The sequence below is a fragment of the Streptomyces sp. CO7 genome (genome assembly GCF_053474865.1).
On sequence record NZ_JBRIOU010000002.1, the window covers coordinates 1,395,010 to 1,403,140 of the forward strand.

At 66.5% G+C, this 8,131-nt stretch carries 7 protein-coding genes and 2 pseudogenes; 4 read left to right on the plus strand and 5 right to left on the minus strand.

Going from position 1 to position 8,131, the window contains the following annotated elements; all coding sequences use genetic code 11:
• Positions 1-997: MBL fold metallo-hydrolase (locus ACOV8S_RS08345; protein ID WP_448317037.1), on the plus strand; the 997-nt coding region annotated here is incomplete at its 5' end.
• Positions 998-1,015: 18 nt separating this feature from the next.
• On the opposite strand, the gene ACOV8S_RS08350 is transcribed toward ACOV8S_RS08345, so the two are convergent.
• Together ACOV8S_RS08350 and ACOV8S_RS08355 are read right to left on the minus strand one after the other, a co-directional pair.
• Entirely contained in the window at positions 1,016-1,264 is a 249-nt protein-coding gene (locus ACOV8S_RS08350; protein ID WP_448317038.1) for a hypothetical protein, read from the minus strand.
• Positions 1,265-1,320: 56 nt separating this feature from the next.
• Entirely contained in the window at positions 1,321-2,688 is a 1,368-nt protein-coding gene (locus ACOV8S_RS08355; protein ID WP_448317039.1) for a hypothetical protein, read from the minus strand.
• A 178-nt stretch (positions 2,689-2,866) separates the two neighbouring features.
• Here ACOV8S_RS08355 and ACOV8S_RS08360 point away from each other — a divergent pair.
• Positions 2,867-3,379: pseudogene (locus tag ACOV8S_RS08360) on the plus strand (DinB family protein).
• 651 nt (positions 3,380-4,030) lie between these two features.
• Positions 4,031-5,014: a hypothetical protein gene (locus ACOV8S_RS08365; protein ID WP_448317040.1), complete on the plus strand. Its 984-nt coding sequence runs from the start codon at positions 4,031-4,033 to the stop codon at positions 5,012-5,014.
• Positions 5,015-5,202: 188 nt separating this feature from the next.
• Here ACOV8S_RS08365 and ACOV8S_RS08370 read toward each other — a convergent pair.
• Positions 5,203-5,367: pseudogene (locus tag ACOV8S_RS08370) on the minus strand (transposase); the annotation flags it as partial.
• Positions 5,368-5,475: 108 nt separating this feature from the next.
• On the opposite strand from ACOV8S_RS08370, the gene ACOV8S_RS08375 reads away from it, so the two are divergent.
• Positions 5,476-6,522: a hypothetical protein gene (locus tag ACOV8S_RS08375; RefSeq protein ID WP_448317041.1), complete on the plus strand. Its 1,047-nt coding sequence runs from the start codon at positions 5,476-5,478 to the stop codon at positions 6,520-6,522.
• A gap of 645 nt (positions 6,523-7,167) precedes the next feature.
• On the opposite strand, the gene ACOV8S_RS08380 is transcribed toward ACOV8S_RS08375, so the two are convergent.
• Positions 7,168-7,806: an SMI1/KNR4 family protein gene (locus tag ACOV8S_RS08380; protein ID WP_448317042.1), complete on the minus strand. Its 639-nt coding sequence runs from the start codon at positions 7,804-7,806 to the stop codon at positions 7,168-7,170.
• Between the two features lie 7 nt (positions 7,807-7,813).
• Positions 7,814-8,131: transposase (locus tag ACOV8S_RS08385; RefSeq protein ID WP_448317043.1), on the minus strand; the 318-nt coding region annotated here is incomplete at its 5' end.

The following is an 8,131-nucleotide window of genomic DNA, read 5'->3' on the forward strand; positions in this document are numbered from 1 at the left end:
GCCGGTACCCCTGCACCCCGGCACCCTCGCCGAGCTGTCCTCCCCGCCCGCCGACGGCCTGCGCGTCACCTGGCTCGGCCACTCCACCGTGCTGACCGAGATCGACGGCCACCGGGTGCTGTTCGACCCCGTCTGGGGCGAGCGCTGCTCCCCGGTCGGTTTCGCGGGCCCCCGCCGCCTGCACCCCGTCCCGGCGGAGCTCGCCGCGTTCGGGCCGGTGGACGTGGTCGTGATCTCGCACGACCACTACGACCACCTGGACATGCCCACCATCAAGGCGCTGGCGGACACCGACACCCTGTTCGCCGTGCCGCTCGGCGTCGGCGCCCACCTGGAGCACTGGGGCGTCCCCGCCGACCGCCTGCGCGAACTCGACTGGCACGAGTCCACCCGCGTCGGCTCCCTCACCCTCACGGCCACCCCCGCCCGCCACTTCTGCGGCCGCGGCCTGCGCAACTCCCAGCACACGCTGTGGGCCTCCTGGTCCGTGGCGGGCGACCGGCACCGCGTGTACCACAGCGGCGACACCGGCTACTTCGAGGGCTTCCGCGACATCGGCGCGCGCTTCGGCCCGTTCGACGTCACGATGATCCAGCTCGGCGCCTACTCCGAGCACTGGCCCAAGAACCACACGGATTGTACGCCGCTGCCGGGCGCCTGGCCGGACATCCACATGTCCCCCGCCCAGGGAGTCCAGGCCCACCTCGACCTGCAGGGCGGCAAGCCGGGCGGCGTAATGCTGCCCATCCACTGGGGCACCTTCAACCTGTCCCTGCACCCATGGGCGGAGCCCGCGGAGTGGGCGAAGGACGTCGCCGAAGAGGCCGGCCAGACGATTGCCTTTCCGATCCCGGGCCAGCCGTTCGAGCCGGGCGCGGAACTCCCGACGGACCCGTGGTGGCGCGCGGTGTCCGCACCGATCGCGCGGCCCTGGCGCCGGCGCGGGGATGGGATCGCGGACACTTCCCCGAAAGCCGGTCGGCCAGTAGGCGCCTGAGACCGGAGGCGCGACTGGTCAGATGCACAGAGCGCCTGGCGGGTGTCCGCGCTCCAGGCCGCAGACCGTGAGGGCGATGACGCCCGTTCCCTTGACCTCGGTTCGAGGCCCGAGAGCTTCCGGGTCGACCGAGAGGCGGGCGGCGATGTCGGTGGCGTAGCAGTGGGCGTCCACGGTCGCGTCGTCCGCGTCGTCGGGTTCGGAGTGCGGCAGGAGGAAGCCGGACTCGGCCGGCGGAAGGGTGCCGATGCTGGTGTCGTCGGACATGGACGTCGTTCATCTCTGGCCGCTGAAGGTGCTGGTCGCCGGCCCCGGCGGCAGGTCTATCCCTGCTCCTGTCCTGGCAGCAGCCGGACTGCGAGGACGGATCCGTCGGCATGGATGGACACGGGACCACCCCACTTCTTGTCCCAGGCGAGCTGGGGAGCGGTGTGCCGGGTCGCGTGCACGCGGAGGCGGTACTTCTCGACACTTCCCCCGGAGAGGAGGTCGAAGAGTTCTGCGCGCACCCCGGAGAACGCTTCCACACGGGGGCCGTTCAGCCGGAAGACGTGGTCGGTGCCAGCGTAGGTGTCGCCGAGAAGCTTGTGACTGATGTCCTGGATGCTGCCGGCAGCGGCGTGTTCGAAACCCTCGAAGCGCTTGCGCCCCTGGCGTTCGGTGAGGTGGCGGGCGGTCGCCCGGCCGGATCCGGCGAAGGCCATGAGTCCGGCGGCGGCGGTGAGACCGATGGTCTCCTGGAACCACGTGTAGTGCTCCGGGGTTACGTGACAGCCGGGCACCGGCTCGGGTACCACTTCACCCACCGGTGAGGGCTGGATGCCCGGCATGACGTTCTCCTGCCTCGGGCCCATGTCCAGGTTGGCTGCGGCGGCCCCTGAAGACCTGGTCAACCAGCCGCCGTGACCCGGTGCCTCCAGTGCGTGGACGGTGACGAACCCGTCAGTAGGCAACTCTGTGCTGAACATTAGGCTCGGAGTCTCGTTCCACGCGCCGATGTGCACCGCCTCTGCGTGGACCGAGGCAGAGGCGAGCTGTTCGGCGGAGACCGAAGCGCTGCTGTGGTTGCCTTTGCAGGCGATGGGCACGATCAGGGACGGCTCGCCAGGACTCCAGATCTCCGCGAAGTACTGCGGGCGGTAGCGATACCCGACCCTGAGACCCTTGTCCCTGCTGGTGAGGGCCCAGCCGGCGCGTAACGCCGTGTCGGCCGGGACGATACTCACGGAGCGATCGGGGAATCGGCGCGTCAGAATCTTCTTGGCGAGCGTGAGCGCGAAGCCGGTTCCGAGTTCATGGGACTGGAGGTTCTTGTACCGTTCCGCGATCTGTCGCCCCTCCTCCGTCAACTTCAGGAAGGATTCGCGCCCGCCCTTCAGCGCCTGGCTGTATTTCAGGGCTCCCCAGTGCTCGGCCAGGCCCCGTCCGGCACCTTTCCCGGACAGAGTTGTCGCCCGGCCGAGGGTGTGCAGGACGTCCCACATGGAAACCCGCATGTGTCGGGTGAGTTCCGCGCGCGGGATGCCGGTCAGGCGCGGCTTGCGGCGGAGCGGTTCGTTCCCCTCCTTCTGGCGGGACTTGTCGTCCGCGGCGATGGCGGAGCACACCTTGCCCACCAGTTCGTCGCTGGAGCGGACAGAGACGTTCGATGATGTCCCCAGATCCAGGAGTACCTCTTCAGTGGGCTTCAATGATTCCCCCTACGGCTCGCACAGCGGTCTCACGGATATTGCGAAGGTAGGTGCGGAGAAGCCGGCGCACACAAGTAGGCAAGGGGCGCACCCCCGTGCTGGTGCCGCATCAGGCAACGTTCGCCCCGCTGTGAGGTCCTGCCTGTCGACGGATTCGGCTGCTGGCGATAATCGACCGATGGCCATCATCGAACGCCCTGTGCCGCCCCTGAACGCCGACGAGCGCACTACGCTCGAGAGCTGGCTCGACTTTCATCGCACCACCCTCGCTATGAAGTGCGAGGGCCTGGACGATGAGAAGGCCGCCGTCGCATCCGTGCCGCCGTCCGCCTTCACACTGACCGGCCTCGTCCAACACATAGCGGAGGTGGAGCGGAACTGGTTCCGCCGAGTGTTCGCCGGAGAACAGGCTCCGCCCATCTACGACCTGCAGTCTGACCCCGATGGCCCCGACGGCGGCTTCGAGCTGGCCGAGGGCGCCACCCTGCGCGACGCTCTGGCGACTTGGCACGCGGAGATCGCCCGCGCCCGCGAGCACTGCGCCGACCGCGCGCTGACCGACACCGGCCGCTTCAGGGGGTAGGACGTCAGCCTACGCTGGATCTACGTCCACATGATCGAGGAGTACGCCCGTCACAACGGCCACGCCGACCTGCTCCGGGAACGCATCGACGGGACCACCGGCGTGTAGCGCTTCCGGAGGCTCGCTCCTTGTTTGAGTCTTCGTCAACCGTAGGTTTCAGGTCGCGAGCTCGGGTGGTGGCGACGAAGAGTTGATTGCGGCTCTTCTGGAGTTCGTGGTGGTAGCGCTTGGGGTCGGTGGTCTCGTACTTCCCGTGCCTGAAGATAAAGGGCCTCTGATGGATGTAAGTCCACTTCAGAGGCCCTTCTGGTCAGTCCGGAGGAAGACCGCCGAACCCTCTTCTTACCTGCCCCAAACCGCTCTGACCGGATGTTGCGCTGGCAATCGCGGAAGTCAGCACGGCCGAGGTCGACGGGGAAGGGTCTCACCGCTCGGTCACTGTCGGTGGTCGCCCGTAGAGTCATCGCGGGGCCAGCGTGGCTGCAACCTGACTGAGGGACGGGCAAGTTGGTATCGGGACGTGCGACAGATCCGGAAGAAGCGCGGCAGCTCATGCTTCGGAACGGGTGCGACCCGAAGGTGCCTTTCACCTCGAACAAGACGCCCTGGGAGAGCACCTGCATGAGGTGCCAGGGGGATATTGACCCGACGTACGACAGCATCTCCACGAAGGCCAAGCGGCACGGGGATGCTCCCCGTGGTTGTCGCCCGTGTGCCGACAAGGAGCGTGCAAAGAAGTTCAGGCTCGATGAGGACGAGTTGGCGAAGAGTGTTGTAGCCGCCAACATCGAGCCACTGGAGCCGTACGAGAAGAACTCCAAGGGGTGGGCATCCCGTTGCCTCAATGTCGGTTGTCCACGCGAGGGCAAGCCGATCAAGGTACTCATGAAGGTGGTTCGGGCCGGCGGCATGGCCTGCCGCTTCTGCTCCAAGAAGGAGATCCACCCCGATGATGCGTTCAAGATGATGGTGGACTCGGGGCTGGTCGAGCCCAAGGCGCCCTACCCAGGCATCGACATACCGTGGCTCGGCGAATGCCTGCGGTGCCATGAGGATGTGACCCCTCGTCTGAACGATGTCCGAAACGGTCAAGGAGCGTGCATACACTGCGCGCCTAACGCTCCGCTAACCCCGGAGCAGGCATGGGACCGCGCCCTCTCCTACCGTGTTCTTCCCGATGATTTGCACGCATTCCAGAGCACGAATATCCCTTGGCCGGGGACGTGCATCGAGTGTGGGGCTGATGTGGAGCCCCGACTGGGCAACCTCTACCGGGGTCAGGGAGCCTGCAACTCCCAAAAGTGCAAGCTCACCGGCTTCAAGGACGACGTGCCGGGCCTGATCTACCTCCTTCACCGCTCGGATCCGGAGATAGCGAAGATCGGCATCTGTGAGCACGCTCCGCACAACAAGCGTCTTGAGCGCCACATCAATAACGGTTGGGAAGTGGTGCAAACGCTAACTTTCCAGGTGGGACTCCATGCACGGCTGCTCGAGTCGACCATCAAGAGGTTGTGGTTCAAGGACCGGGCCTGGGCGGACGGCCGGGCCCGCGGAGAGGCGTGGTTCGACGGCTACACCGAGACGGTGCTGCTCGATGACCCAGAGCGGACTGAACCGTGGACTTCGCTCACGGTGCTGTCCCTGTGGACCGATGTCCAGATCCAGGCCGAGCGGCTGGGCTTCGCCATGGATGAGCGGCGCGCTGAGGCCGAGGCCGTGGGAGGCGAACAGCTGACCTGAGTGGGGCGAACTACGTGTCGTTCGGCTTGGGTGTACAGGTGAGCGACCCCTATGAGGGCAGGCCGCGTAGTTTGCGCGGTGGTCGAGGCGGCGTTCGTGGTTGAGGTCGAGGCGGCGTGAGCGGGCCAGCCAGCTCAGTGTGCGCTCCACTACCCACCTGAGGGCCAGTACGACAGACGCCGGCCTTGGTCCCGCAGCCGACGCCAGGCCGTGACTCCGGAGCAGCCCACGGTCTCGGCCGGGACGTCGCGCCAGGCAACGCCGGTCCGCAGGACGTACACGACCCCCGCAAGAGCCGCTCGGCCCGGAACGCGAAGCCGCCCGGGATACGGTCTTGTAGGACGGACGCCAGGGGTTCAAGGAACTTGTCACGACGCGTCCGGCAGCCTTGAACCGTCTGGCGTGGCCGGTCGCGACGCCGCCCTGCCCATAAGGCTCGCCAACTCGTCTAGGGTCGACCCGTGTCACAGACCGCCGATCAGAACGAGATACCAGGGTTCCTCTACCAGTGGGACCGCGACCAGGCGCTCACCCAGGACCGATGCTTCCTGTGCGGGGCAGACCTTGCCGGAGGCCGGACCGACGAGCATGTCTTCCCCCAGTGGCTGCTGCGGCGGTGTGACCTGTGGAACCAGAAGATCACACTGCTCAACGGCACCCTGATGCCGTACAAGCAGATGAAGATTCCCTGCTGCAGCACCTGCAACAACGAACACTTGTCCCGCATTGAACAAGCCGTGGGCGACGCCTTCGCCGAGGGCCCCGAAGCGGTTGCGGAACTGGACGCTACTACCCTGTTCTTGTGGATGGGCAAGATCTACTACGGCCTCATGTTCCGGGAACTGTCGCTCCTTGCTGACCGGCGTGACCCGCAGGGCGGCTTCATCGTCTCGCCCGAATTCCTGACCACCTTCCGCATGCACCACCTGCTGCTGCAGGCGGCTCGCGGCGCCGTACGCTGGCAAAAAGATCAGCATCCGGCCTCCGTGCTCGTTTTCCAGGCGCAGGAGCCCACCGACCCGCGCCACCGGTTCGACTACGTCGACATCATCAACTTCCCGTTCTTCGCCATCAGAGTCGGAGCGACCGCCGTCGTCGCCGTGCTCCAGGACTGGGGCGCGCTCGCCCAGGCTGTGACCGTTCCAGCTTTTGAGGCGGCCCGACAACTCGTGCTCCACCCGCAGCAGTTCCGTGAGGTAGCTGCTCTGGCCGCCTACATGACTACGCTGTTTAACCGCGTCCCCAAGCATCTTCTGCATGCAGGTGAGAACCACGTCGATGTCATGACGCTGCCCCTCCAGGGCTTGTCCACCAAGTTCGTCTTCGATCCCTTCGATGTGGGCGACTACGCACAGGTTCTGTCCCATGTCACGGGTCATCCCCTTGAGAAGCTGTACGACGGACGCAACATCGTCACCCTCTTGCGGGACCGGGACAACCAGCCGTGGGCCGTTCCATGGCCTGCCGACGAGCACCAGTACCCCGACATCCGGTTCATGCAGCGCTGACCTGCACAGCGTTGCCGCAGGCCGACAGGAGCAGCTCACGGCATGCGGCCTGCACCAGAGCCCCAAGCCACGGTCTGTATCGGGAGCGTCGACATCGTGCTGGCGATGCCGGCGCAGGCAAGGGAACGGAGCTCGCCGGCGGCGCGGAGGCCGTCTGTCCGGCGGCGGAGCGAGGAGGGCACGGTGGGTCCTTCGGTGTCGTTCGGCCGACTGGAGCGCCACATGATGCGGATCAAGAACGATCATGAAGGCCGAAGCGGGTGCGCTGCATACCTCATCGTCGGTTCAGCAACGGTGGCCGAGAAGCCGCATCACCGTCAGGGAGGGTTGCGCGACTGGTGACCGGCCGCACACGCCGACACCCGGCCAGAGCGCGAGTACTCCTCCGCATCCTGCCTGCGCAGCAGCTCCAGCATGTTCACCGCGAACGTGTGCCGCAGATCATGAATCCGGACTTGATGAGGGCCTCTCCACTGCCCTCCGTGGGGAAACGGAGGCGTCGTCGCAGCTCCCGACGAGCTCGTAACACGATCACGGGCAGGACTTCCCAACGCTGCGTTACGTCATGGTGGGTCTGAACTGGCTGGACTACTCGGGGTGAGAAATCTCCGCGGACGGCGGGGACTTGAGGCGAGTGCCTCCAGGTCAGGTGGTGGCCCAGGCTTCAGCACGCCAGGCGGGCAGTTCTTTGTCCAGCCATTCCTCGACGGTCCTCCGCCAGGGATCCGAGGGATCGCTGTCAGCGACGTCGGCCCAGGCGTCCTGCGCCGTGTCGGGGTCGATGAAGAGGCTGTCGAGGTAGGCGTCGAAGGTGTCAGCGACCTTCGTGAAGACATGGTTGCCCAGGTACCCGGGCCAGGGGATGGCGTGCACGAATGCATGGAGTTGGCCGTAAGTGGCCGGGTTCAGGTCGAGGAAGAGGATGTCGTTGCCGCCGTTGCGGGCTACCGGCAGCAGGCCGGTCAGCGGCACGTTTTCAGCAAGCCACCCGTCGCGACTGCGCCGATACTCGCCCAGGAGAGTGCCCCAGCCGTACTCATCGGCGTCGTCGCGGCCCAAGTGGTGGAGTTCGCCGAAGCTCTGCATCGGTTCTGGGTCGCAAGCCGGTAGGCGGATCGAGTAGTCCAGCATCTCCCCGCCAGCGGATGCCAGGAACGAGCGATATGCGGGTGGCAGGGGCAGTCCGATCTCCCGCTCGAGTGCAGCACACTCGCCGGAGTCGAACGCTCTGAACGGACCGCCCACCAGGCGACCCCTATACCAACGCGCGAGTTCCTCTGACACACGCGGATTATCCCGCCTGACCCCGGCTCCGGGAGCTGTTCTTGAGGCGTCTCCAGCAGATGAGGCTGCAGGCGAGGGAGACGAAGGCGTCGTGGAGTTCGGTGCGGCGCTCCCAGCGGACGGCGAGGCGCTTGAACTGATGGAGCAGGGCGAAGGTCTGCTCGACGACGTAGCGGAGCTTGCCCAGGCCCTTGATGTTCGGGGAGCCCTTGCGGGAGATGACCGGCAGGATCCGGCGCTTGCGCAGCTCGCGGCGGTTGGGGTTGGAGTCGTAGCCCTTGTCGCCGAGGAGGGCCTCGGGGCGGCGGCGGGGTCGGCCCGGGCG

Bases quoted from the DNA above. Each gene is read 5' to 3' on its own strand.
- ACOV8S_RS08350 (WP_448317038.1), bottom strand. From the start codon at position 1,264: ATGTCCGACGACACCAGCATCGGCACCCTTCCGCCGGCCGAGTCCGGC.